The sequence below is a fragment of the Okeania sp. SIO2C9 genome (assembly GCF_010672455.1).
GTDB lineage: Bacteria > Cyanobacteriota > Cyanobacteriia > Cyanobacteriales > Microcoleaceae > Okeania.
In genome coordinates this window covers 1-20,511 of record NZ_JAAHGO010000010.1, presented here as the reverse complement: position 1 = coordinate 20,511, position 20,511 = coordinate 1, and the positions used below count along the sequence as shown (strand labels likewise).

At 41.5% G+C, this 20,511-nt stretch carries 24 protein-coding genes and 1 pseudogene; 16 read left to right on the top strand and 9 right to left on the bottom strand.

Annotated elements, in window-relative coordinates:
• The first annotated feature begins 240 nt into the window (after positions 1 to 240).
• The 9 genes from F6K23_RS08945 to hisI (F6K23_RS08905) all read left to right on the top strand — a co-directional run bounded on the left by F6K23_RS08945 (position 241) and on the right by hisI (F6K23_RS08905) (position 6,488).
• A complete protein-coding gene (locus tag F6K23_RS08945; protein ID WP_293153576.1) occupies positions 241 to 1,362 on the top strand; it encodes an NAD(P)/FAD-dependent oxidoreductase in 1,122 nt (373 codons plus the stop codon).
• 8 nt (positions 1,363 to 1,370) lie between these two features.
• Positions 1,371 to 3,020, top strand: coding sequence for a nucleoside recognition domain-containing protein (locus F6K23_RS08940; RefSeq protein WP_293153573.1), 1,650 nt, complete (start codon positions 1,371 to 1,373; stop codon positions 3,018 to 3,020).
• A gap of 129 nt (positions 3,021 to 3,149) precedes the next feature.
• The gene (locus tag F6K23_RS08935; RefSeq protein WP_293153570.1) at positions 3,150 to 3,275 is read left to right on the top strand and encodes a hypothetical protein; all 126 of its coding nucleotides are present in this window, start codon (positions 3,150 to 3,152) and stop codon (positions 3,273 to 3,275) included.
• A 4-nt stretch (positions 3,276 to 3,279) separates the two neighbouring features.
• Entirely contained in the window at positions 3,280 to 3,561 is a 282-nt protein-coding gene (locus tag F6K23_RS08930) for a VWA-like domain-containing protein (RefSeq protein ID WP_293153567.1), read from the top strand.
• 360 nt (positions 3,562 to 3,921) lie between these two features.
• On the top strand, positions 3,922 to 4,365 hold the full coding sequence (locus F6K23_RS08925) for a hypothetical protein (RefSeq protein ID WP_293153564.1): 444 nt from the start codon (positions 3,922 to 3,924) through the stop codon (positions 4,363 to 4,365).
• A 163-nt stretch (positions 4,366 to 4,528) separates the two neighbouring features.
• Complete coding sequence (locus tag F6K23_RS08920) at positions 4,529 to 4,753, top strand: IS1 family transposase (RefSeq protein WP_293153561.1); 225 nt, start codon at positions 4,529 to 4,531, stop codon at positions 4,751 to 4,753.
• 59 nt (positions 4,754 to 4,812) lie between these two features.
• Positions 4,813 to 5,367, top strand: coding sequence for a hypothetical protein (locus F6K23_RS08915; protein ID WP_293153558.1), 555 nt, complete (start codon positions 4,813 to 4,815; stop codon positions 5,365 to 5,367).
• A gap of 396 nt (positions 5,368 to 5,763) precedes the next feature.
• Positions 5,764 to 5,949 carry a hypothetical protein gene (locus F6K23_RS08910; RefSeq protein ID WP_375340744.1) on the top strand — a complete coding sequence of 62 codons (186 nt, stop codon included), beginning with the start codon at positions 5,764 to 5,766 and terminating at the stop codon, positions 5,947 to 5,949.
• 53 nt (positions 5,950 to 6,002) lie between these two features.
• Positions 6,003 to 6,488 (top strand): phosphoribosyl-AMP cyclohydrolase, encoded by a 486-nt coding sequence (gene hisI / locus F6K23_RS08905; protein ID WP_293153555.1) that lies wholly within the window; start codon positions 6,003 to 6,005, stop codon positions 6,486 to 6,488.
• 106 nt (positions 6,489 to 6,594) lie between these two features.
• Here hisI (F6K23_RS08905) and F6K23_RS08900 read toward each other — a convergent pair whose 3' ends face one another.
• The 4 genes and pseudogenes from F6K23_RS08900 to F6K23_RS42825 form a co-directional block, all read right to left on the bottom strand.
• Positions 6,595 to 6,990, bottom strand: coding sequence for a heme-binding protein (locus F6K23_RS08900; RefSeq protein ID WP_293153552.1), 396 nt, complete (start codon positions 6,988 to 6,990; stop codon positions 6,595 to 6,597).
• Between the two features lie 221 nt (positions 6,991 to 7,211).
• Positions 7,212 to 8,408, bottom strand: a complete 1,197-nt coding sequence (locus F6K23_RS08895) for an RNA-guided endonuclease InsQ/TnpB family protein (protein ID WP_375340750.1) — start codon at positions 8,406 to 8,408, stop codon at positions 7,212 to 7,214.
• 8 nt (positions 8,409 to 8,416) lie between these two features.
• Positions 8,417 to 10,117 carry a group II intron reverse transcriptase/maturase gene (gene ltrA / locus F6K23_RS08890; protein ID WP_293153546.1) on the bottom strand — a complete coding sequence of 567 codons (1,701 nt, stop codon included), beginning with the start codon at positions 10,115 to 10,117 and terminating at the stop codon, positions 8,417 to 8,419.
• Between the two features lie 602 nt (positions 10,118 to 10,719).
• Positions 10,720 to 10,806 (bottom strand): annotated as a pseudogene (locus tag F6K23_RS42825) (RNA-guided endonuclease TnpB family protein); the annotation flags it as partial.
• Between the two features lie 181 nt (positions 10,807 to 10,987).
• Between F6K23_RS42825 and F6K23_RS08885 the strand changes: the two are divergent.
• Positions 10,988 to 12,313, top strand: a complete 1,326-nt coding sequence (locus F6K23_RS08885) for a hypothetical protein (RefSeq protein ID WP_293153544.1) — start codon at positions 10,988 to 10,990, stop codon at positions 12,311 to 12,313.
• A 119-nt stretch (positions 12,314 to 12,432) separates the two neighbouring features.
• Entirely contained in the window at positions 12,433 to 12,810 is a 378-nt protein-coding gene (locus tag F6K23_RS08880; protein WP_287325097.1) for a hypothetical protein, read from the top strand.
• A gap of 497 nt (positions 12,811 to 13,307) precedes the next feature.
• On the opposite strand, the gene moaB is transcribed toward F6K23_RS08880, so the two are convergent.
• Together moaB and F6K23_RS08870 are read right to left on the bottom strand one after the other, a co-directional pair.
• Entirely contained in the window at positions 13,308 to 13,826 is a 519-nt protein-coding gene (gene moaB, locus F6K23_RS08875) for a molybdenum cofactor biosynthesis protein B (RefSeq protein ID WP_293153535.1), read from the bottom strand.
• A gap of 23 nt (positions 13,827 to 13,849) precedes the next feature.
• Positions 13,850 to 14,404 (bottom strand): Uma2 family endonuclease, encoded by a 555-nt coding sequence (locus tag F6K23_RS08870; RefSeq protein ID WP_293153532.1) that lies wholly within the window; start codon positions 14,402 to 14,404, stop codon positions 13,850 to 13,852.
• A gap of 884 nt (positions 14,405 to 15,288) precedes the next feature.
• On the opposite strand from F6K23_RS08870, the gene F6K23_RS08855 reads away from it, so the two are divergent.
• Together F6K23_RS08855 and hisI (F6K23_RS08850) are read left to right on the top strand one after the other, a co-directional pair.
• On the top strand, positions 15,289 to 15,609 hold the full coding sequence (locus tag F6K23_RS08855; RefSeq protein WP_293153529.1) for a hypothetical protein: 321 nt from the start codon (positions 15,289 to 15,291) through the stop codon (positions 15,607 to 15,609).
• A gap of 325 nt (positions 15,610 to 15,934) precedes the next feature.
• Positions 15,935 to 16,420 carry a phosphoribosyl-AMP cyclohydrolase gene (gene hisI, locus F6K23_RS08850; RefSeq protein ID WP_293153526.1) on the top strand — a complete coding sequence of 162 codons (486 nt, stop codon included), beginning with the start codon at positions 15,935 to 15,937 and terminating at the stop codon, positions 16,418 to 16,420.
• 157 nt (positions 16,421 to 16,577) lie between these two features.
• On the opposite strand, the gene F6K23_RS08845 is transcribed toward hisI (F6K23_RS08850), so the two are convergent.
• Positions 16,578 to 16,739: a hypothetical protein gene (locus F6K23_RS08845; protein ID WP_375340749.1), complete on the bottom strand. Its 162-nt coding sequence runs from the start codon at positions 16,737 to 16,739 to the stop codon at positions 16,578 to 16,580.
• Positions 16,740 to 16,791: 52 nt separating this feature from the next.
• On the opposite strand from F6K23_RS08845, the gene F6K23_RS08840 reads away from it, so the two are divergent.
• Entirely contained in the window at positions 16,792 to 17,049 is a 258-nt protein-coding gene (locus tag F6K23_RS08840) for a hypothetical protein (protein WP_293153523.1), read from the top strand.
• Between the two features lie 62 nt (positions 17,050 to 17,111).
• Here the strand turns inward: F6K23_RS08840 and F6K23_RS08835 are convergent, their stop codons facing one another.
• Together F6K23_RS08835 and F6K23_RS08830 are read right to left on the bottom strand one after the other, a co-directional pair.
• On the bottom strand, positions 17,112 to 17,450 hold the full coding sequence (locus F6K23_RS08835; RefSeq protein ID WP_293153520.1) for a hypothetical protein: 339 nt from the start codon (positions 17,448 to 17,450) through the stop codon (positions 17,112 to 17,114).
• Positions 17,443 to 18,432, bottom strand: coding sequence for a metal ABC transporter solute-binding protein, Zn/Mn family (locus F6K23_RS08830; protein WP_293153517.1), 990 nt, complete (start codon positions 18,430 to 18,432; stop codon positions 17,443 to 17,445). Before F6K23_RS08830 ends, F6K23_RS08835 begins: the two co-directional genes overlap by 8 nt.
• Positions 18,433 to 18,754: 322 nt before the next feature.
• Between F6K23_RS08830 and F6K23_RS08825 the strand changes: the two genes are divergently transcribed.
• Both F6K23_RS08825 and F6K23_RS08820 read left to right on the top strand, forming a co-directional pair.
• The gene (locus F6K23_RS08825) at positions 18,755 to 19,474 is read left to right on the top strand and encodes a metal ABC transporter ATP-binding protein (RefSeq protein WP_293153514.1); all 720 of its coding nucleotides are present in this window, start codon (positions 18,755 to 18,757) and stop codon (positions 19,472 to 19,474) included.
• A 41-nt stretch (positions 19,475 to 19,515) separates the two neighbouring features.
• On the top strand, positions 19,516 to 20,370 hold the full coding sequence (locus F6K23_RS08820) for a metal ABC transporter permease (RefSeq protein WP_293153511.1): 855 nt from the start codon (positions 19,516 to 19,518) through the stop codon (positions 20,368 to 20,370).
• The last annotated feature ends 141 nt before the right edge of the window (positions 20,371 to 20,511 follow it).

Sequence of the window (20,511 nt, the reverse complement as noted above, 5' to 3'; positions counted from 1 at the left end):
CTACTCCCTACTCCCTGCCTTAGCAAAAAGACTTTTTCAGCAAGCCCTAATTATACGAGAGCGCGTTTTTTTTGTCCATTTGCTCTCGCAACGCCCTATAGCAACGTCAGGAGTGTAGTGATGGGAGGATATCAATTATAGTTGACCACTGCCTCACCAATATTTTTTGTTAGAAAGCTAGCTTTTTTTTTATAGAATGATTATTATTATCATAAAGTATCTATTCGAGATTGTCTGCTGGTGAACAAAACTAACGATCGTTTTGAAGTTGTAATTGTGGGGGCTGGGGCTGCTGGAATTGGCTGTGGAGTAGTCTTAAAAGATTTAGGAATTGAAAATTTTGTCATTTTAGAACGACATCAAATCGGGGCTTCTTTTAGCCGTTGGCCAGAAGAAATGGGATTCATTACGCCGTCGTTTCCCAGTCATGGTTTTGGATTGCTGGATCTCAATGCAGTAGTTTTAAATACTTCTCCTGCCCTCAGTTTCAGAAAGGAACATCTTTCAGGGAAAGAATATGCCCTGTATTTGGAGACTGTAGCAGAGCATTTTCAACTACCTATAAAAACCGAGACAAATGTGAAAACTATTGCAGCTTTACCTCAAGGCAAAGGCTTTGTCTTGGAAACTTCTAAAGGCGAGTTGCGAACACAGTTTGTTATTTGGGCAGCAGGAGAGTATCAATATCCCAATCTTAATCCTTTTCCAGGGGCAGATTTGTGTATTCATAATTCCCAAATACGTTCTTGGACAGAGCTTGAGGGGGAGGAATTTGTAGTTGTCGGAGGCTATGAAAGCGGTGTAGATGCAGCGTCAGTTTTGGCAGCATTAGGGAAAAAAGTCAAGTTAATCGATCGCAATAGTAGCTGGTTAAACTTAGACTCAGATCCTAGTGTTTCTTTGTCTCCTTATAGTATAAAACGTTTAGAAGTAGCTTATTCTATGGGTCGGATCGAACTAATTGGAGACAAGTACATTGAAGCAGTCAAAGCAGTAAAAAAAGGATATGTGGTGGAGAGCGAGTACGAAGAGTGGTTTAGTTCTACACCGCCAATTCTCTGTACGGGGTTTAATAGCAGTTTAGAACAAATCGCACCTCTATTTGACTGGTCAAATGGCTATGCAGCTCTGACTCAAGAAGATGAGTCCACCCTAACTCCAGGATTATTTGTCGTCGGCCCTTCAGTGCGTCACGGCAATATAATTTTTTGTTTCATTTATAAATTTCGGCAGCGATTTGCTGTGGTAGGAAATGCGATCGCTCAACGTATGGGAATCGATACAACGACCTTGGAAGCCTATCGCCGACAAGGTTTGTTCTTAGATGACCTTTCTTGCTGTAATGACGATTGTGTTTGTTGAAAAATAAGATGAATATTTTTACGCCGTCAAAATTAGAACGCGATTGTATTGTAGTTATTGGGAAAGAGAGTACGGGCAAATCCCAACTAATTGCGGCTCTTACAGGGCAGACTCCCTATAGTGCCAATTTTCGCGGTTCTACAGTGACTTGTGACACTTATCAATCTGAAGCCTATACCTTTATTGATACTCCTGGAATTCTCTATCGTTCCGACAGCGTAACTACTAAGAAAGCTTTAAGACAGCTACAAGAAAATGACACCGTGCTACTGATAGTCAAGGCAACCGACGTAGATCGAGATTTGGCAGATCTACTGCCTTTAGTAGCAGATAAACGGGGCGTTGTGGCGATTACTTTCTGGGATAAGGTATTATCGACGGTTCATACTCAACAAGTGGTTCGGGAATGGAGGGAAACTTCTAACCTGAACATTGTCACTGTAGATGCTCGCCACCTCACAATAGAACAAAAAGACTATCTTTTGGCTTCTCTGCAAGAACCTCATCCTTTTCCCGCGCAATGGATTCCTACAAGAGCTGGCTGGTATATTCAACCCCAACCAACCCTGTTAGAACATCCTCGACTGGGCTGGTTATTGGCGATCGCTCTATTACTTATTCCTGCGATTATTGCTGTCTGGGGTGCTAACTCCTTTGCGACTTTAGCAGATTCTATAGTCCAAAATGCGGTCGCTCCCATTATTAAACTTTTATCCCAACTCCCAATCTTGTTAAGAGAAATACTCATAGGTCAGTATGGACTGATAACTATGAGTCCGTTGCTGTTTATTTGGGCGATGCCCACAGTAATTCTCTATGCCCTATTTTTGGGGGCATATAAAGCTAGTGGGTTAATAGAACGAATTACTATTGCTCTCAATCCTTTACTCCGTCCGTTTGGGTTATCGGGACGGGATTTAGTGCGAGTAATTATGGGTATGGGGTGTAATGTTCCTGCGGTGGTTAGTACCCGTGCTTGTTCTAGTTGTTCTAGAGGAACTTGTATTTCGGCGATCGCTTTTGGTTCCGCTTGTTCTTATCAGTTTGGCGCAACTTTAGGGGTGTTTAGTGCGGCTTCGTTACCTTACTTGATAATTCCTTACCTGCTGTATCTAACCGCAACTACCTTGATATATACCTACATGATTTCTTCCCCTACAGCTAAATCGAATCATAATCCCCTAGTAATCGAAGGAAGAGCATTTTTAGAATTTCCTCATGGGTTAGTAATTTGGCGCGAAACTAAGTCAACTATTAATCAATTTTTGTTCAATGCAATTCCCATCTTTTTAGTTATTACCGTTATTGCTTCTGTGTTGAATTGGTTAGGAGCGATCGCAACTTTAGCCAATATTATCAATCCTTTAATGGGATGGTTTAATTTACCCCCTGAAGCCTCATTGCCTATTATTTTAGCTTCTATTCGCAAAGATGGACTGCTATTATTTGCCGAACCAGAAACCTTGGCTATGTTAACTCCATTGCAGATTTTGACTGGGGTGTATATAGCAGGAGTATTGCTACCTTGTTTAGTTACTCTGTTAACTATTACGCGAGAACAGTCTCTTCGATTTGCCTTATTGCTGTTAAGTAGACAGGCGATCGCCGCAATCGCTTTTTCTCTATTACTTGCTTGGGGTGGACTGTTAATTAGCTAAAGTCTAAGTCGAACATAGCCTTCCAGTAAAGGGGCATTGAGCACCCAGATAGCGTAATTTTCTTTTCCTGCTGCGAGTAAGCGAACGGCTAAACTAGAGCTTTATGTGAAGGCAAGGAAGACAGTAATCATGAAGCAAATCATCTATTCTGGGTTCTTGGCAATTTTAGGAATGATTGCCAGTATTGACAGTACGATCGCACAAGTTCAATATGCTTCAGATACCTTTAAGATGTTTAAAGAAGATTACAACTGACGTGATGACGTTCAGTCGCGCCCAGCGGGAGGTTCAGTTAACGGGAAGGGGAGGGACGAATTTTAGCCCAGTTTTGGCCTATCTGGAGGAACACCGGGATTATGATGCTCTGATCGTTTACACTGATGCTTATGCTCCTTGTCCCGCAACGCCCCAGAATCGGCGTACTCGTATTATGTGGTTGTTTGTGAGCGAGGGGAATTACCGGAGTTGTTATCCCAAGCTACAGCATCTGGGGCAGGGGGCTGATCTGAAAGCTACAGCGGCGATCGCTCAGTCAGTGTAAGTTAAGATTGCTCGAAGCAACAATTGAGTAATGAAGCGATCGCTTAGAGTTTAGATTGAGCTGTTTTAACCTTGCTGACCCACTACCCCTAGAAAAAAAATTTTAAGTCAAAAAATTCAGAAATTCTTGTTGGAAATCGTCTTATTTACAGAAGCAGTTTACAGGGAAGCTACTCAATCAGCAGATTGTCCAGTATTTGCACAATCACACGCCAAAATTCGGTGTAGGACCACAAGTGCTAGATAATATGTTGCTCGAGGGAGTTATCCTGCACATGCTGTCTAAACCTCTAATCAAAGAGGAACAATTCAATATCATTATCAAAGAGGTAAAAATTCAATGAATAGAATAACTAAGGTTATGACAAATATTCCAACCTGGGTTTCGAGTTACTTGCGAAGCATGATTATAGTTATGCTTGTAGTCACCATTAGCGTAATTGGTTTTTCCCAACCATCGTATGCAGGTTTAGTGATTCGCGGTGGAACATGCTCAGCTCAGGCATTTATAAATGGTGCCGACAGCGATATGAGTGGATATATAACTGATTTGAGTGTAAACTACACGGATGAAACTACTAAGAAAGAAGACTTTTGGCAGTTTCGGCCACTAACAGCCTCAGGGCAAGACTTTAATCAGTATTGTGTTGCAACGAGTGACCAAATTGAAATGAAAGGTGGCGTTCTCAGAGCCGATCGACTACCAGGTAATGACTTACACTATCTACTTAACGGCAAGGCAAAAGAAATCGCAAAAGTGTTAACCCGTTATCCTATGTTTTCGGAGTTGCACATTATGGAATGATACTGCAACAAAGCCTTAGGCTTTAACTAAAAAAAACCTAATATTAATCATTCTAGCAATTCTCAAATCCAAAATCTTGTTCATCAAAAATTTCAAATCATTCTTGAGTTAGCCAAACTTCAAAGTAAATACCCACAGGCAGATATAGAAGTATGGTGTGAGGATGAGCTCATACTGGGACTTCAACCGAAAAATTGAACCAGAAGACCATCTTGTTAGCAAAACTTATATGACCCGCGTTGAAGGAGAAAATACTCGTCTAAGACATTATTTAGCCAGACTTCATCGAAAAACTCTCTGCTATTCTAAGTCTTTGACAATGTTAAAGTATTCGATTCGTTTACTCGTACATTACTTGAGATTTAAAACTGTGCCAGTTTCTGCTTAAACATTACGCATTCTCCAACGCCATTTCGACTCTACAAAAACAGACTCAAAGTAAGCGATATGAACACAGAGCAAGAAATATCAAAAAGCAAAATAACTACTTTAGTTGGTCCGATCCTTGGGCTTGTGTACTATGCTTGGGATCTTAGTTTTAATCTTGGTGCTTTCGGAGTTATTTTCCTGGGACATATTCTATCAATATGGCTATTTTCCTTGAGTATTCTTTTAATAACTATAGTCGTACAAAAGAACATTCTGCCTGGCCAAAAGTCGTGGGGGTATTTCATACTCTCCTTACCAACTATCTGGCTGATCCTTAAAATTATTGATGACCCATCAGAAATTGGACAAATACAGGATGTCTGGATTCATATAGTAGGTATTCTGGTGCTTACTATTTCTTTACCCTATGTAGTCTATGTCTTTTTCCATTTTACCAATCCGCAGATTCTTCTTCTTAAACGTAGATTGATTATTGGTCTCGTCGGAATTGTTCTCTTTGTAGCTCTCATTGGTTACACTTTAGGACAGAACAACTACCTGATAATGACTTGCCAAAATTTTATAGTCAGTGGCCAAGATACGCCACAAAACTGTATTAATGTGAAAAAGTAAAAAAATTTAAAGCAAATCAGCAGGAACAGAGCATTACCCCATGATTTCCCCTGCTGGCAAACGGTATACGGCTACTATCGTCGCTTGGTTAAAACGCATCTGTGGGAAGAAATCAATGAGAAACTCATAGCAAAAGTGAGGACAAAAGAAGGGCGAAATCAGTCCCCAAGTTTGGGACTGATTGACAGTCAATCTGTGGAGGGACATCAAAAAGCGGATGCGACCCCGGCGAGGAAACCTCGCCTAGGGAACGCGCACCAAGCACAGGGCCTGAACGAGGTGTGGATGGCTTGAAAAAAGTGAAAGGGAGAAAACGTCACATTGTGGTAGATGTATTGGGATTAGTTTTGAGAAACCGTTTGCACCTTCAAGTAGAACGCCAATATCGCTGTAGTCATGAAAGCAAAAGTAAAAATTGCAGTCGTGGGAGATGTTCACGACCAATGGGAAACTAAAGATCGAATTGCCCTTGAACGTATGGGGATCGATCTGGTTCTTTTTGTGGGGAATTTTGGCAATGAAGCGATCGCTGCAATCTTTTTTTCTCTATTACTTGCTTGGGGTGGACTGTTAATTAGCTAAAGGGAATTCCTTTTATAGTATAATGATTATCAAAATTGAAAAGTTGAGCCACTATGAATCCCCTATTTACTGCCAGAACTTCAGTAGAACAAGTAGAAGAAGGTTTGTTCCTTGCTCCCAAATTCGACTGCAATGGTTTGATTCCAGTCGTTACCACCGATTTCAACACGGGTGAAGTGCTGATGCATGCTTATATGAACGAAGAGGCTTTAGTTAAAACCATTGAAACGGGAGAAGCTCACTATTACAGTCGCAGTCGTCAGCAACTATGGCATAAAGGTCAATCCAGTGGACTTGTGCAAAAAGTAGCGCAGTTAACAATTGATGATGACCAAGATTGTCTCTGGATGCAGGTTATAGTAGCTGGTTCGGGGGCTAGTTGTCACGTGGGTTATCGTTCTTGTTTTTATCGCCGTATTCCTACGGGCAAAAGTGTTGTTTCTTCCCAGCAACCACTACAGTTAACTTTTACTGAAACCGAGAAAACATTTGAGCCAAAAGCCGTTTATGGTGATGCCCCTAACCCAACACAATTATAATTTACACTCCCAATCACTTGTAACTATGAAGGTAGAATCAAGTGAGAAGAAATAGACTCCTCTAAGCCTGATTTTACCTTATCCATTTCTAATGGCGTTTCAACAACTAAAATACGGCGGCTCCAGCTTGGGCTACGGCATGGTCTTGCTCTCCCGACCCCCCACTAACTCCAATTGCCCCCACTACTTGTCCTTCACTGTCAAGGGGTATTCCCCCAGCAAAAATCATGATTTTGCCATTGTTAGAGGCATGAATCCCAAAAAATTGTCCTCCTGATTGACTCTGTTCGGCTAAATCTTTAGTAGCCAGATTGAACGCCCGCGAAGTGTACGCTTTTTTAATGGAGATATCGATACTTCCGATCCAAGCTCCATCCATTCGTACATGGGCTACCAGATTTCCTCCCCCATCCACTACTGCTATATTCATTGGTTGACCAATTTCGAGTGCTTTTTTTTCGGCGGCACTAATTACTCTTCTGGCATCTTCTAATGTAACCATTAATCCCTCCATTGGACTTGACTTAGATAGCTGTTAATTTAGCTGATTGGGTTATATATTCAGACTTTAAGTACACTAGCAAATTACAGGCTATTAGACAATACCATTTTATTATTTCTAAGTTTCAGTCAATCTCGCCATCAATTGAGCCAAATTTCTGTCTTAGCTATGTTTAATTTTTCTTTGAACTCTGAAAATATCAGATATGTTGACACTCCCCGCTAATCACGAGACGGGGATTCTTGGTTCCGCGACAATACTTGCTCAACCAAGCTTGCGCCAAGCTGAGTAGAGGTTTCATCTCCCCAAGCGTTTTCTGCGTCTAGCGCAGTAGTTCCGGTATGCCCTACCGTACTAAGTCCACGATGCAAAATATTGATAGCTGCGTTTTCATCTCTATCCAACACGCACCCACACTTACAAGCATGAGTTCTGGTAGACAATGTTTTCTTAACAACTTCTCCACAGCTAGAGCAATTTTGACTGGTATATTGAGGATTAACAGCAACCGTGACACGCTTAAATACTTTTGCAAAATATTCAAGCCATACACGGAACTGATACCAGGACGCATCATTAATAGACTTAGCTAGACAGTGATTTTTCACCATATTTTTGATTCTCAAATCTTCATAGGCTATCAAGTCGTTAGACTGAACTACGCACCGTGCTAACTTCACAGCATGGTCTTTACGTTGCCTACTTATTTTAAGGTGGCGCTTACCTAAAATATGTCTAGCTTTGCCTCTATTGTTTGAACCTTTTTCTTTCTTTGATACTCGACGTTGATCCCGTTTAAGGACTTTTTCGGCCTTACGCAAAAAAGTTGGATTTTTGACGACCTCGCCGTTTGAGTCGGTATAGTATTCCTTTAATCCAACATCTAAACCTACGGTATTCCCCGTTGGCGTGATATCTTCTCGACGTTCTGAATCAATACAAAATTGAACATAAACACCATCTGCACGTTTTACCAATCGAACTCGTTTAATTTGCTTGATTTGAAAAAAGTGCAAATCACGAGTACCTTTTAACCTTAAGCGTCCAATGCCTTTCTTATCAGAAAAAGTTATTGACTTACGGTCAGGTGCTAACTTCCAACCCGTAGTTTTATACTCAACAGTACGACAATTTTTTTGAAATTTTGGAAACCCCTTTTTACCAGCTACTCCTTTTTTACAGTTTTCATAAAAACGATTAATAGATGACCATGCTCTTTCTGCGCTGGCTTGTCTAGCCATTGAGTTGAGTTCATTCGCAAAGGGAAATTCCTTGGCAAGTACAGAGCAATATTTTTGCAAATCATTCTTACCCGTTCGCTTATTGTCCATCCATAAGCGAATGCAGCTATTGTCGGGTAGGAGAGCATACGTCGCCGCATCTCTCCCCCCTAAGAACCGGACTTGACAGTTTCCCATCATCCGGCTCAAGCCTTCAAAATCTCAGAACCTTTACCCGTGTGTACGTGCTTGTGGCAGGTGAGGTGTAGGTGGACTAGGTTGTCCTCCTTATTGGTGCCTCCATCTTTTACTTGCACTTTATGGTGGGTTTGTAGCTTTTCTCCATTAAACAGGTGTTCACCGCATATTGGGCATTTCCAGCTTTGGTTTTGGGCTACCTTAAATAGCTTTGAACCTCTAGCAAAGTATGTTTTCCCGTAGTTGGTTCTGCGTTTTTCCCAATATTCGGTTAGTTTGGGGTCGTCGGGGGATGCTGTTCCCTTGACTTTGACGTGACGGGTTATTGGTAAGTCTCCGAGTTTCGTAAGGATTAAGTTTTTCTTTTTCCCATTTCCATCGTTGACTATTGCGTGGAAATTCCATTTTCTGCCGTTAACAGTGATAAAGTATTTCCCCGCTACCCATTTCTTTCCCTTGTTTGGGTGTCTGCTTAATGACCATTTCCAGATTGCTTGAAAAATTTGGTGGTCAACATAGCTGAACGTTTTGCTACTTACCCCGTGTTTATAGTAGTTTCCCCACCCCCTGATTCGGGGGTTTAGGTATCGGATAACTGCTTCAGGCTTGGCGTGTTTGTTAGTTTTGAGCCATTTCCGTATTTCTCTAAGGAATAGTTTTACTTTTTCCTTTTGAGGTTTTACTAGACAGCTTCCCTGGAAGTGACGGACATTGAACCCCAGAAAGTTGAATCCTTGTTCTATATGAACAATATTGGTTTTATCCTCATTTAATTCCAGTCCTCTTGTTTTGAGGAGTTCTTTTACCGAGGGGATTATTTCCTCAATATCCTCTTTTGTTTCGGCGGTAATAATGAAATCGTCAGCATACCTAACGAACCCATATTTGGGCGCTCTAGGAGATTTGTTTTTCCCTTGTCTTTTCTTGAATTGACTGAGGAATTGTTCGATTCCATCCAGTGCGATATTAGCTAATAAGGGTGAAATTATTCCCCCTTGTGGTGTCCCGCTTTCCGTTTCGTGGAATATCTCGGATTCTACATAACCTGCTTTTAGCCATTGCTTAATTAACTCTGCACCTGGTAATTCCCCAATAGTTTTGAGTATGAAGTTGTGGCTAATGTTGTCGAATGCGCCCTTGATATCTGCATCTAATACCCACCTGTCATTTCCTTGTTTATTAAGGCGTGTCCAGGTGTGTTGTATGGCATCGTGACAGCTTCTACCGGGTCTGAATCCATAACTGCTGGCTTCCATTCGGCTTTCCCAGTTAGGTTCGAGTGCATTCTTCAGTACTGCTTGTGCTATGCGATTTGTGATTGTTGGAATCCCTAATGGTCTTTGTTTTCCATTAGCTTTTGGAATATATACCCTTCTAGCAGGGTGAGCTTTCCATAGGGCGTATTCCTGCATTTCTTTGACGAGTTTTACTCTTTGTGCGGGTGTACTTACCGTCTGACCATCAATGCCAGCCGTATTTTTCCCCTCATTTTCTTGAGTTACTCTTCGCACTGACAACAGTAAATTGGAGTAGCTTCTTATTATCAGCTTCATAAGGCTGCGAACCTTGTTCCACTGACCATTCTGAGTTGCTCGATAAATTCTCCGTCTCAGGTTTTTAATCCGTTTATTCACAAGCTTCCAATCGATGGATTCCCATGTATTTAACGGTTCCTTCGTTCCGATGTCATTGCTGACCCTATCTTCCACGTCGGTTCAATTCCTTTACTTTGATTTTATCGTTGAAGACCTACCAGAAGTCTGCCACCTTTTGGTGTAGGGCAAATCTTGAACCCCTATCCAAGGCATTACCCTTGGCTTTTGCTTTCTCTGGCATCCTTTACCCCCTCGGCATATCCGTTTTCCTTGCGGTCAACCTACTTGGATTTTCATCTAGTCCAAGAGCCAGTGGGGCTTACCGTGTTTCACGTGTGTAATATTCATTCGGATTGGGTTCCATCTATATTCCGGTAGGGATTATACTCCTTCGTCATTGAAGTACGCACGTCAATGACTTACCTACTTACCTTTTGGTCGGGCGTATCAACTCATTTCGCCTGCTACAGTTCACGGAACTTATGATGATTCACTTTCGTTAACCCTTTCGGAATTTTCCTTTGCGGGATATATCAACTGAGTTGTCCGTATATCTCGCTTTTGTGCCTTGCATTCCTTGTGGTTTCATTACTTACTCCCAAAGTAGGCGGGGTTCGTGACCCTTTTACATAGGAATAGAGGGAAAGAGTCCTCTAGAGGAGTAGTTCCTCAATTACTAGCGCTGATGCGCCTTACACGCGACTTTCACGTCGCACACGGACAAACTGAGCGGTACGGATTGCTTCATTAACTGCCAAGTACTGGTTTAATTTTCCGTATGCTTTGAACTCAAAAACCAACATAGTATCACCTCCTATTCTTATACTATCATACTTGGTATAAACATAACAGATAAAATATTACGGAGCAATAAATTACTCCGTGTCGTCTTTCATCCCCGCTTTAAAAAGACGGGGCTTTCATACTCCCGCGATATCCTGGTAATGTTTATTTAGTTTATGTTAGAAAAATAAATGCAAAGCCATGCACACAACAGCAATTGATTTTATACAGCGTTTTACAGGAAAGGATTTAAGCAATCGAAATATACTCGAAGAGTTTTCAGATCAAGTCATATTCTCTAGTTGGTTAAAAAAACAATTTCCTAATACGTCACAAGAAATGTACAATGCCATGCATTTGGTGGCACGACCATATTTTGAGTATCAAGATACGCCCGTATACGTTGTATCATTGGTCGATACACTTTTTATTACGGGGCGTAGTGACTCTAGCATAAGCTTTATCCGACCTAGTACTTTAGGCACTCAAAAACAAATGATACTTGATGTACCACATGCCGGAACCTTACCACCTTCTTGTGTTGATGGACTATTATCTGATGACGTAATTGCTGATGAATCGGTATGCTCTAGCAATCCTTACACAATTTGGAATCAAGCAGATGTTGGGGTTTTGGAGGTATCTGGAAGTATTTGGCAAAATAATCAAAATTTTGTCTGTGGTTCGGCAGTATTGACAAATTTAATTATCAGCAATGGCAATCGCGCTCCAGCAAAAGAAGGTAGAACTAATCAGGTCTACAATACACACACTTATCGTGGGACTCCTCTATACAAAGATATTTCTCAGCCTACGGTCGAAACAAAACTAGGGTTAAAAAAGAATCATGATTTGAGTATTGCTGTAGCTGGAGCATGTCGTGCTGCTGCGTATATGACAAATCCGAATTATCCTATTATCTGTTTAGAACCACATAGTTATTCAGCATTTTCCCATGAAATACTCGATGCGTTATTTTCACCAAAACTAGATGGAATGAACTTAACTAAATTTGCACCGCACAATGGTGGTACAGATACCAAAGCACTACTAGATTATCTGCGCAATACCCATGACTTGAAATCGTATCAAGAGTTAGTTAGACCATTGGTGTCTGTCCTAGATGTCTCAAGTCCTGACGAACCAGATAAATACAGTACTGTTAATCGATATCAAATGGAAGCTTTTGTCGATCCGTTTATAAGCATGATACGGGAGGCTTCTAACAGACTACCCATTAATATTGATAATTGGGAAAAATCGCGTCCTGATGTTTATGGTGCTACCAATACGATGCTGCAAAGGTTAGAAGAAGTGATAAAAAAAGCCAATTATTATCTTGACATTAATGATGACAACCTAATATCAAAAACCATAAATACGGTGACAATTGAATATAATAGGGGACTTGTAACATCCAACGAAACCTCTAACATCCACACCAGTGAACAAGATTTTTACGAGCGTTGTCAATTGCTCGGTGCGGCATTTGTAGCCGGCATCAAGAATATGCAAAATCAGTGGTAATAATTCCCATGTAGTGGAAAGACTTGGCGAGTTTTTGGTCCTGCTGATGGCCTTCTATTTGATGATCTTATTATACAGAGCTAAAATATTGTTAGTTGTTAATAATACTTAGAATAACTATGCAAGTTGACCTTGAAAGTATATCTCAAGCTCGGATGATAGTTGAACCTAATGATGATGTATCTGAAGACACGTTTGACCTTCTTGAAACTTTTAATGGAGTTATAGAAGATACTCTTTCAGATTTGACAGGACTTTCTCAAGAAGAAATCTCTTCTGCAATTTGTGAAACCTTGTGTGAAAACACTTTTGTACAAGAGCTATTAAAAAATGTTAGTGAGAAAACCTTAAGATACAGAATACTAAATAAGCTTGCGCAAATTACAATATTAAGAACAGTACCAAAAGCATACTTATTGGCGATAGCTTATGTTTTAGCTGTAATTATAGTAGAGCAAGGTATTTCAACATTATGCTCAATGTGTGAAGGTGTTTAACCTAAAGTTAATTTGTTTACTTTACAAACTGCTAACCACATTAATAAAATAATGGACTTGCCGTTAAATAACTATTTTATTTATAAAGCGACAAGTCTATTAACTAAAAATAACTAGCCCTACTAGATTCAATTCATCAGAATATAGGAGGGATAAAAATGAAAGTTCTTAGTCTGTTGGAATTAGAGAAAAATTATGATTAATATTATGTTCGGTTGAATAGTTATAATTAGGATTATAGATAGAAGAGATATCTCAAACCCCTGAGATTGCTTCCTTCCACTCCGTTCCAGTCGCAATGACTTTATTATAAGTGATTATCCGAACATGATATAAATCAATCATTATCTAATTGGGATAATTCAAAGTCAACAGCAGAAAGATACAGATCATTATTGAGGGTTTCAGAAGATAAACGTCCTGGCCATCGGTTAAAACGGGATGGCTTTCTCTAGCTCACAGTTTTTTAAGTAACAAAGCGATCGCCTGATCATCTCTTAAGTTTCAGTTAATCTCGGTATCAATTGAGCCAAATTACAAGGACGATTACGAGAATCAAGTTGCTCTTTGATAATACTCCATCCTGTTTGACAAGCACCACTAGAACCAGGTAAACAAAAGATATAAGTACCGTTAGCTACGCCTGCCAAAGTTCGAGACTGAATGGTAGAGGTTTTAATTTCTTGATAGGAAATCATCCGAAATATCTCACCAAACCCTTGAATTTCTTTGTCTAAGAGTGGTTTAATGGCTTCTGGTGTACCATCTCGTCCTGTAACTCCCGTACCACCAGTAGTCAAAATTACTTGGACAGATTCATCTGCAACCCATCTAGATACTACAGCACGAATTTGGTAAATGTTATCGGGAACAATAGTTTTTTCTGCTAATAAATGACCTGTTGTAGTTAAATTATCTACTAATATTTTACCCGATTTATCGTCGGCTTCGGTTCTTGTGTCAGAAACTGTTAGGACGGCGATTTTTAAGGGTAGTAAAGATTCGTTTTGATTCATTTTTGTTATTTTTTAATTAAGCTTTAACGGAAATAATTTTCTACTTCTAAAACACTTTTACCAAAACAACTATTAACAATTGTTGTCACGCGATCGCTGTTTAAGTTAGGCAGAGAATTGCTTATTGTTAATTCTAAATATCCTGAATCACGATCAACAAAAAATCTAATTTTATTGTTTTCCCATAGCCAAACTTCAGGAATTTTTAAGTATTGATATTTAGTTAAATCGTCGATACTCCCTGATGTTAGATTTATTTCTACTGCCAAATCTGGCTTGTCTTTGTCTATTTCAAAACAGTAAGCTACATCAGGTTCTTTCCCTTCTTTTCCTTCTTCCTTAAGAGTAGTTTGATTGTAAGGAAACAGTGCAAGGTTGTTTTGACGGCAGTAAGCCCAAATAATTGCTCTAATATAATCACCAATTAATTCATGGTTACGTCCTGGGGACACGATAGTAATAACTCCATTGCGAAATGAAACTCGTTTACTGGGCAAATCTAAACTAATATATTCAGCCCAAGTTGTATTAGTAATTGTGCTAATTCGATCGCTTTTTTGTGTTCCAATAGTTAACATTTTTACTTAGGGGATATAGTTATTTCGTTACTAATCTAGAATATCAGACTAAAAAATCTAAATATTAGCCTAAAGAGCGGTCTTAAATCTTTGTGCCATCGCTAAATGTGGCAAAGGTTTTGATACCTAAATCTATACCTACTGAATTATCAGTTTGAGGCAAGATTTCTGGTTGTATTTCTACTACAAAACTTAAGGAATATCTAGTAGGGGCGATTCGCGTTTGCGCAGCATTCCGCAGGAAATCGCCCCTACAATCTTTAATTACTGTTACTGATGATGGAGCTGTAGTTCAAGAATTTAGAATGCGCGAATGCGCGAATGCGCGAATTACCTCTCCTTGAAAAGAAGAGGATTGGATTAAAAGGAATTTTTTTCTTCTCTTGGTCGATTGGATATGGCGAGGGGACCTCGCCATCCCTCGACCGCTTTTTTCTCCATGAATGGAGAGGCTTTATACCTTAATTTTTCGGTAACTCTCTTGACCATAGTATTTTCAGCTCTCCAATCTTAGCCAAATAAACTTTGTGTTGACCAACTTTAAATCCTCCCTTTGTAAACCTAGCAGTTTGCTTTGACTTTCTACTTTTAAATTTAGGAGGTTTAGCAGGTCTACCTTTTCTCTTGCCTTTTGTCGAACTGAAAAAGTTTGTAGGGGCGTTAACGATAGTTATGCGAAGCAAACGGCCGTTCGCCCCTACGGTTTAAATCATTCAAAGATTGCTGCAATGGTTACGATACTTAAATATAGCTTTCATAATTTGACTCTTAAGCTAACATTTAGGATAACATATTTATTGACATAAAATCAATTAAAAAGTCGCCCGCTTATGGGCGAGGCTTTAAACCAAATTTTCTGGTAAATACTTGAAGATTACACCTGTATGTTAGAATTAACTACTATCAAACAAACAGCCCTTGATTATCTGTTGTCCAATCTGGAAGTATTTCCAGAACATCGTCACTTGTTTGAGGTTGTAGGTGCAACCTGTTTTGATAATAATGAGTGGATGATTAACATTAGTATTGTCGGTTTAATAGGTAAATATTGGAATGTTTTTGTCGATGGCAACACGGGAAAAATTTTACCAGACTGCGAGTTTAATACAGATTGCCAAGACTTGAATGAACCCCATCAATATTCCCATCTGCCCGACTATTTAAATCAACTGCTCAATCGCCTGACTGCCAAAGTTTCTAGGTAAATTAAACGGCGTTGCTGATTAGTAATGATCTATGCTTATGTAGGAAGAGTTTGAAATTTTAGATAGTGCAGCAGAAGACGAAGTTCTTTCATCCGTGGTGAATAGGGTTGACTCTTAGGGTATTCAACGAATTAACGACCACATATTCGACATTGGAAAAACCGTTGGCCACGTCTTCTGCCATTTTTCCTGGTGTGTGTGGAGTTACATTTCGGACATATAATGTTTTGAATTCTACAACATTTATCATTACATTTCAGCAACGCCAATTAAACACTGCTTTGTATGTGATAATGATTATCATTCATTACAAAATTTAGCTAACATGAATCCCCTATTTACCGCCCGGAATTCCGTAGAACAGGTTGAGGAAGGTTTGTTACTTGCCCCCAAATTTGATGCCAATGGTTTGATTCCAGTAGTTACCACAGATGTCAACACTGGTGAAGTGCTGATGCACGGCTATATGAACGAAGAGGCGTTAGTTAAAACCATTGAAACGGGAGAGGCTCATTATTACAGTCGCAGTCGTCAGCAGCTATGGCATAAAGGTCAATCTAGTGGACTGGTGCAAAAAGTACAGCAGTTAGCTATTGATGACGACCAAGATTGTCTGTGGATGCAGGTTAAAGTAGCTGGTTCGGGAGCTAGTTGTCATGTAGGTTATCGTTCTTGTTTTTATCGCTGTATTCCTACGGGAAAAAGTGCTATTGATTCCCAGGAACCAATTCAGTTAATATTTACCGAAACGGAGAAAACCTTTGACCCGAAAACAGTGTATGGTGATGCTCCCAACCCAACAAAATTGTAAATTTACTTCAACCGTACGAATAAAACTATAGAAAATCGATCTGAGCTTTTATCTTGATATTGGATTAACCAATACTGGCGCTCTCGGCGCAGCTCACTATTCCCATCCTTCGGAATGCTGCGCAAACGGCAGTAAATGCCTCTGGGAATTTCTTATCTTATATTTGAAGACTGCTATTGATATCGGCATTAATGACTATACCAGTTGCACTCCTGAATAAACCACGTTGGACTCGTTTACCCCCATAAGTTTCACGTTTAATTGGTTCCTCAAGGTCAACGGCAGATGTTTTGCTTGTATAGCTTTCCTCTGTTTCAATGACCTTGATTCCTGCTAGCTGACATTTATAGAACCCAAATGGGTTCTATAAATTGGAAGTGTGGGAAGTGTGGGAAGTTTGGGAAGTTTGGGGAGATGGGGGCAAATTTCAACTTTTTTCCCATATTTTATTTTTCAATCTCCTGACTCCTGATATAGAATCCGGTTATACAGTATATGTTTATAATACTATCCACACTTTCGGAGCCTTCAATCCAATCTCTCGACCTCCCCTTCTCCCCACACTCCGCACCCTCCTCACACTTCCCACCCCTAAACATAAGATAAGTATTCAACCGGATTTTATATGACTCGGTCCTCCTGACTCCTTTGCCAAAAACTCTAACCTTTGGGGAGATACCACTCAGGGGTTCTATAAGTAATTTGCTTGGGCTTTCTTCTCATGTGGTATTTGGGTAAAATTTTGGTTGTTTTTTTTGCCTATATTTGCACCTTGTTTCCAGTTATCATTTTTTCCTATGACTACAGTACCAATATTATTTGTGGTTAAATACTCAAGCACTAAGAAACTGGTGTTATACAGATAATTATCGACAAAACGGTTCCGATGATAACTCAATGCTTCAATATATCCGACTGCTTTTTCTGTTCCCTTTGAGATGACTTTGGTACTTGGCTTTACGCTTGTTGTAAAGCTGATTAACACTTTTCTGATTGGGCCGCTTGGCCCAGAAGCATCGGGCTTACTCAAACTTCGAACAGGTGCCCCCCAAGCCGGTCACAATGCTGCAGGTGTTGTAAACCAGCATACCCTGATAGCTGCCTGCGGGAGTGCCCTTTTCCCCGATGCCGTCGGCAATCAGCACATCCTCTGAAATATTCACGCCCGCCTCATTGGCGACGGTACCCAGCACCTTGTCGTTGGCGGTCAGCTCCGCAAACAAAACGGGGACACCGATCGCCTTAATCCTCTCGGATAGGGATTTAACCTCGGCTGCTGTGGGTTCTTCCTCGGTTGAGAGCCCCAGCAGGGTACCTTCGACCACCATACCATAGGCTCTGGCGTAATAGCTCATGGCATCGTGGGTGGTAATCAGACGGCGCTGATTCTTTGGAATGGTAGCAATTTGTTTGGGAATCCAGGCGTCTAAGCGCTCCAACTTACTGGTGAGGGTATCAGCATTACTGGCGTAGGTGTCGGCATTGTCGGGGTCGATTTTAACCAGGGTTTGCTCGATTTGCTCTACCATGCGGATGCCGTTTTCAACGTCATGCCAAATGTGGGGATCGGGTTCTTCCTCGACTTCAATAATATCCTGGACGGCTTTTTCGTGTACCGCCACTTTGGGAGCTGGGGTAGTGCTTGCTTCCGCCATCTCAATAATCGCCGGCTCAAAGTTCATGCCCGCGTAGAACACGGCATCCGCTACCTCGATCGCCCGTCGGTCAGACGGCCTAGCTTGATATGTGTGCGGGTCTTGTTCATAGTCGATCAGACAATTGGGTTCCAACACCCCCTTCGCAATTTGCTCCACCATGCTGCAGAGAACGCTGTAGGAGGCGACGACCTCCGGAGTCCCGCCATCTGCCTGGGCGATTTCATCGGCATCTCTCCCTTCCCTCTGGGTGGCTATCGTCTCAGCAGTGCCGCCACCAGCCGCCAAGCCAACCACAACTGCTAAAGCAGCAAAAGTGCCTGCAAAACGAGGCTTTAACTGAAATAAAAAACCCATTGAAGTCTCCTGAATAAGTATATAATCGAGAAAATATCTCATTAAGTCCAGAACATGACCGTGGCAAACAAACCCAGTCTGTATCTGTAACAGAAGGTTGTCGCAACTGAGCAGACTGAAAAATTCAGTCGCTCCCCTTGGCAACCCTCCGGAAGTCTTATCTAGCAGCATTATGCAGCCAAACGACTACTCTCAATTCCCCCTCAACTGGGAAATTGTTAAATTTTGATATGTATTTGCAATAGTATACCATCATCATATTTTATGATAATGATTATCATATTTTTTTCATTTTCTATTCACTTTTTTCTAGAGGCAGACTATGCTGATTGTTCAAGATTTGTCCGTGAGGTATCGCAGTTTCACGGCGCTCAACAATGTGAGTTTTACCTTTGACCCTGGCGAGTCAGTGGCCATTCTTGGCCCAAACGGGGCGGGTAAAAGCACGATGGTTAAAGCCATGCTGGGGCTGATTCAGTCGGCTACGGGTACCGCCCTGCTGAAAGAGAAACCTCTGACACAGCAGCTTTCCCAGGTTGCCTACGTGCCCCAAAGATCGCAAATTGATTGGGACTATCCCGTCACTGTCTGGAATGTTGCCATGATGGGTCGTACCCTGCAAACCGGGCTGTTTCGTCGGCCCAGTCGCCAATCTCGCGAGCTGGTGAAGGCGGCGCTACAGCGGGTGGGAATGTACGAGTACCGCGATCGCAGCATCAGCGACCTATCCGGGGGGCAGCAGCAGCGGGTCTTTTTAGCCCGCGCCATGGCCAAAGAAGCCGAACTCCTGATTCTGGATGAACCCTTCATTGGAGTGGATAAGAAAACGGAATCCATTATGTTCGACATTTTTAACGAGCTGAAGACCCAGGCTAAAACCTTGCTCATCATCACCCATGACCTCAGCGAAACCCTGGATAATTACGATCAGCTGTTATTGCTGAACAAGCACATTGTCGCCAAAGGCCAGCGCCACGAAGTCATGACAGAAGATAACTTGCTGACCGCCTACGAAGGGCCGGTACTATCCGTCGCCGCCTAATATCTACACTATCGGAATTGATCAATCAAAAGGAGAATTTCTTGAACGTACTACTTGAACCCCTCAACTTTGAATTCATGCGCAATGCTCTGATTATGGGAATTTTGATGGGCATTTTGTGCGCTGTCGTGGGCAGCTACATGATCGTGCAGCAGATGAGCATGATGGGGGATATGATTGCTCACTCTATCATGGCCGGGTTGCCGATAGCCGTGTTTCTGAGGTGGCCCCTGTCGGTGGGGGCGTTGCTGGCGGGGGTGGTGAGTGCCGTCGTGCTGTCGGGTATTGAGTCGCAATCCCGGCTCAAGCTGGATGGCGTAATGGCATTGATCTTTTCATCGTTTTTAGCCATTGGCACAACACTGGTAACGGTGCTGCCAGGAGCAAACCGTATCGATGTGATTCACATTTTGTTTGGCGACATCCTGGGGGTCAACCAGGGCGATCTGAAGCTGACCTTCGCCATCACATTAATCATTCTGATCTGCGTCTGGCTGTTTTACAAAGAACTTTTGTTTTACACCTTTGACCCTATTGGTGCTCAGGCTGGTGGCATGAGGGTGCGCTGGTATTACCTCGGGATGGTCACCGCTATTAGCCTGACGGTGGTTGCCAGTCTGCAAACCGTAGGAGTTTTACTGGTGATGGGCATGCTGGTGGCACCTGGAATCACGGCTTATCTGCTGGTCAAAGAGCTGCACCAGATGATGATTGTGGGTGGCTGTCTGGGGGCATTTGCCAGTATTGCCGGGATGTATTTGAGCTACTACCTGGATATTCCTTCGGGGTCTGCCATCGTTCTAGTAGCTTTTGGGCTTTTTCTGCTGGCGTTCCTGTTCAGTCCATCCCAGGGGATTTTGACGCAATCCAAGTTCGTTAAAGACATCAACCAATAAATATTTCATGGCTTGTGCAACATTTAACCTTATCAAATCTATTCATCACTGAACATCTCTAATAATAGTATGGCATTACCGTAACGGTAAAGGCAGATGAGCCGCAAAGCTAATCCTTAAAGGACTAGCGCGTCCGAGACC

Coding starts and splice junctions, on each gene's coding strand:
- F6K23_RS08940 (WP_293153573.1), top strand. CDS start 1,371: ATGAATATTTTTACGCCGTCAAAATTAGAACGCGATTGTATTGTAGTT.
- F6K23_RS08935 (WP_293153570.1), top strand. CDS start 3,150: ATGAAGCAAATCATCTATTCTGGGTTCTTGGCAATTTTAGGAATGATT.
- F6K23_RS08930 (WP_293153567.1), top strand. CDS start 3,280: ATGACGTTCAGTCGCGCCCAGCGGGAGGTTCAGTTAACGGGAAGGGGA.
- F6K23_RS08925 (WP_293153564.1), top strand. CDS start 3,922: ATGACAAATATTCCAACCTGGGTTTCGAGTTACTTGCGAAGCATGATT.
- F6K23_RS08920 (WP_293153561.1), top strand. CDS start 4,529: ATGAGCTCATACTGGGACTTCAACCGAAAAATTGAACCAGAAGACCAT.
- F6K23_RS08915 (WP_293153558.1), top strand. CDS start 4,813: ATGAACACAGAGCAAGAAATATCAAAAAGCAAAATAACTACTTTAGTT.
- F6K23_RS08910 (WP_375340744.1), top strand. CDS start 5,764: ATGAAAGCAAAAGTAAAAATTGCAGTCGTGGGAGATGTTCACGACCAA.
- hisI (WP_293153555.1), top strand. CDS start 6,003: ATGAATCCCCTATTTACTGCCAGAACTTCAGTAGAACAAGTAGAAGAA.
- F6K23_RS08900 (WP_293153552.1), bottom strand. CDS start 6,990: ATGGTTACATTAGAAGATGCCAGAAGAGTAATTAGTGCCGCCGAAAAA.
- F6K23_RS08895 (WP_375340750.1), bottom strand. CDS start 8,408: ATGGGAAACTGTCAAGTCCGGTTCTTAGGGGGGAGAGATGCGGCGACG.
- F6K23_RS08885 (WP_293153544.1), top strand. CDS start 10,988: ATGCACACAACAGCAATTGATTTTATACAGCGTTTTACAGGAAAGGAT.
- F6K23_RS08880 (WP_287325097.1), top strand. CDS start 12,433: ATGCAAGTTGACCTTGAAAGTATATCTCAAGCTCGGATGATAGTTGAA.
- moaB (WP_293153535.1), bottom strand. CDS start 13,826: ATGAATCAAAACGAATCTTTACTACCCTTAAAAATCGCCGTCCTAACA.
- F6K23_RS08870 (WP_293153532.1), bottom strand. CDS start 14,404: ATGTTAACTATTGGAACACAAAAAAGCGATCGAATTAGCACAATTACT.
- F6K23_RS08855 (WP_293153529.1), top strand. CDS start 15,289: ATGTTAGAATTAACTACTATCAAACAAACAGCCCTTGATTATCTGTTG.
- hisI (WP_293153526.1), top strand. CDS start 15,935: ATGAATCCCCTATTTACCGCCCGGAATTCCGTAGAACAGGTTGAGGAA.
- F6K23_RS08830 (WP_293153517.1), bottom strand. CDS start 18,432: ATGGGTTTTTTATTTCAGTTAAAGCCTCGTTTTGCAGGCACTTTTGCT.
- F6K23_RS08825 (WP_293153514.1), top strand. CDS start 18,755: ATGCTGATTGTTCAAGATTTGTCCGTGAGGTATCGCAGTTTCACGGCG.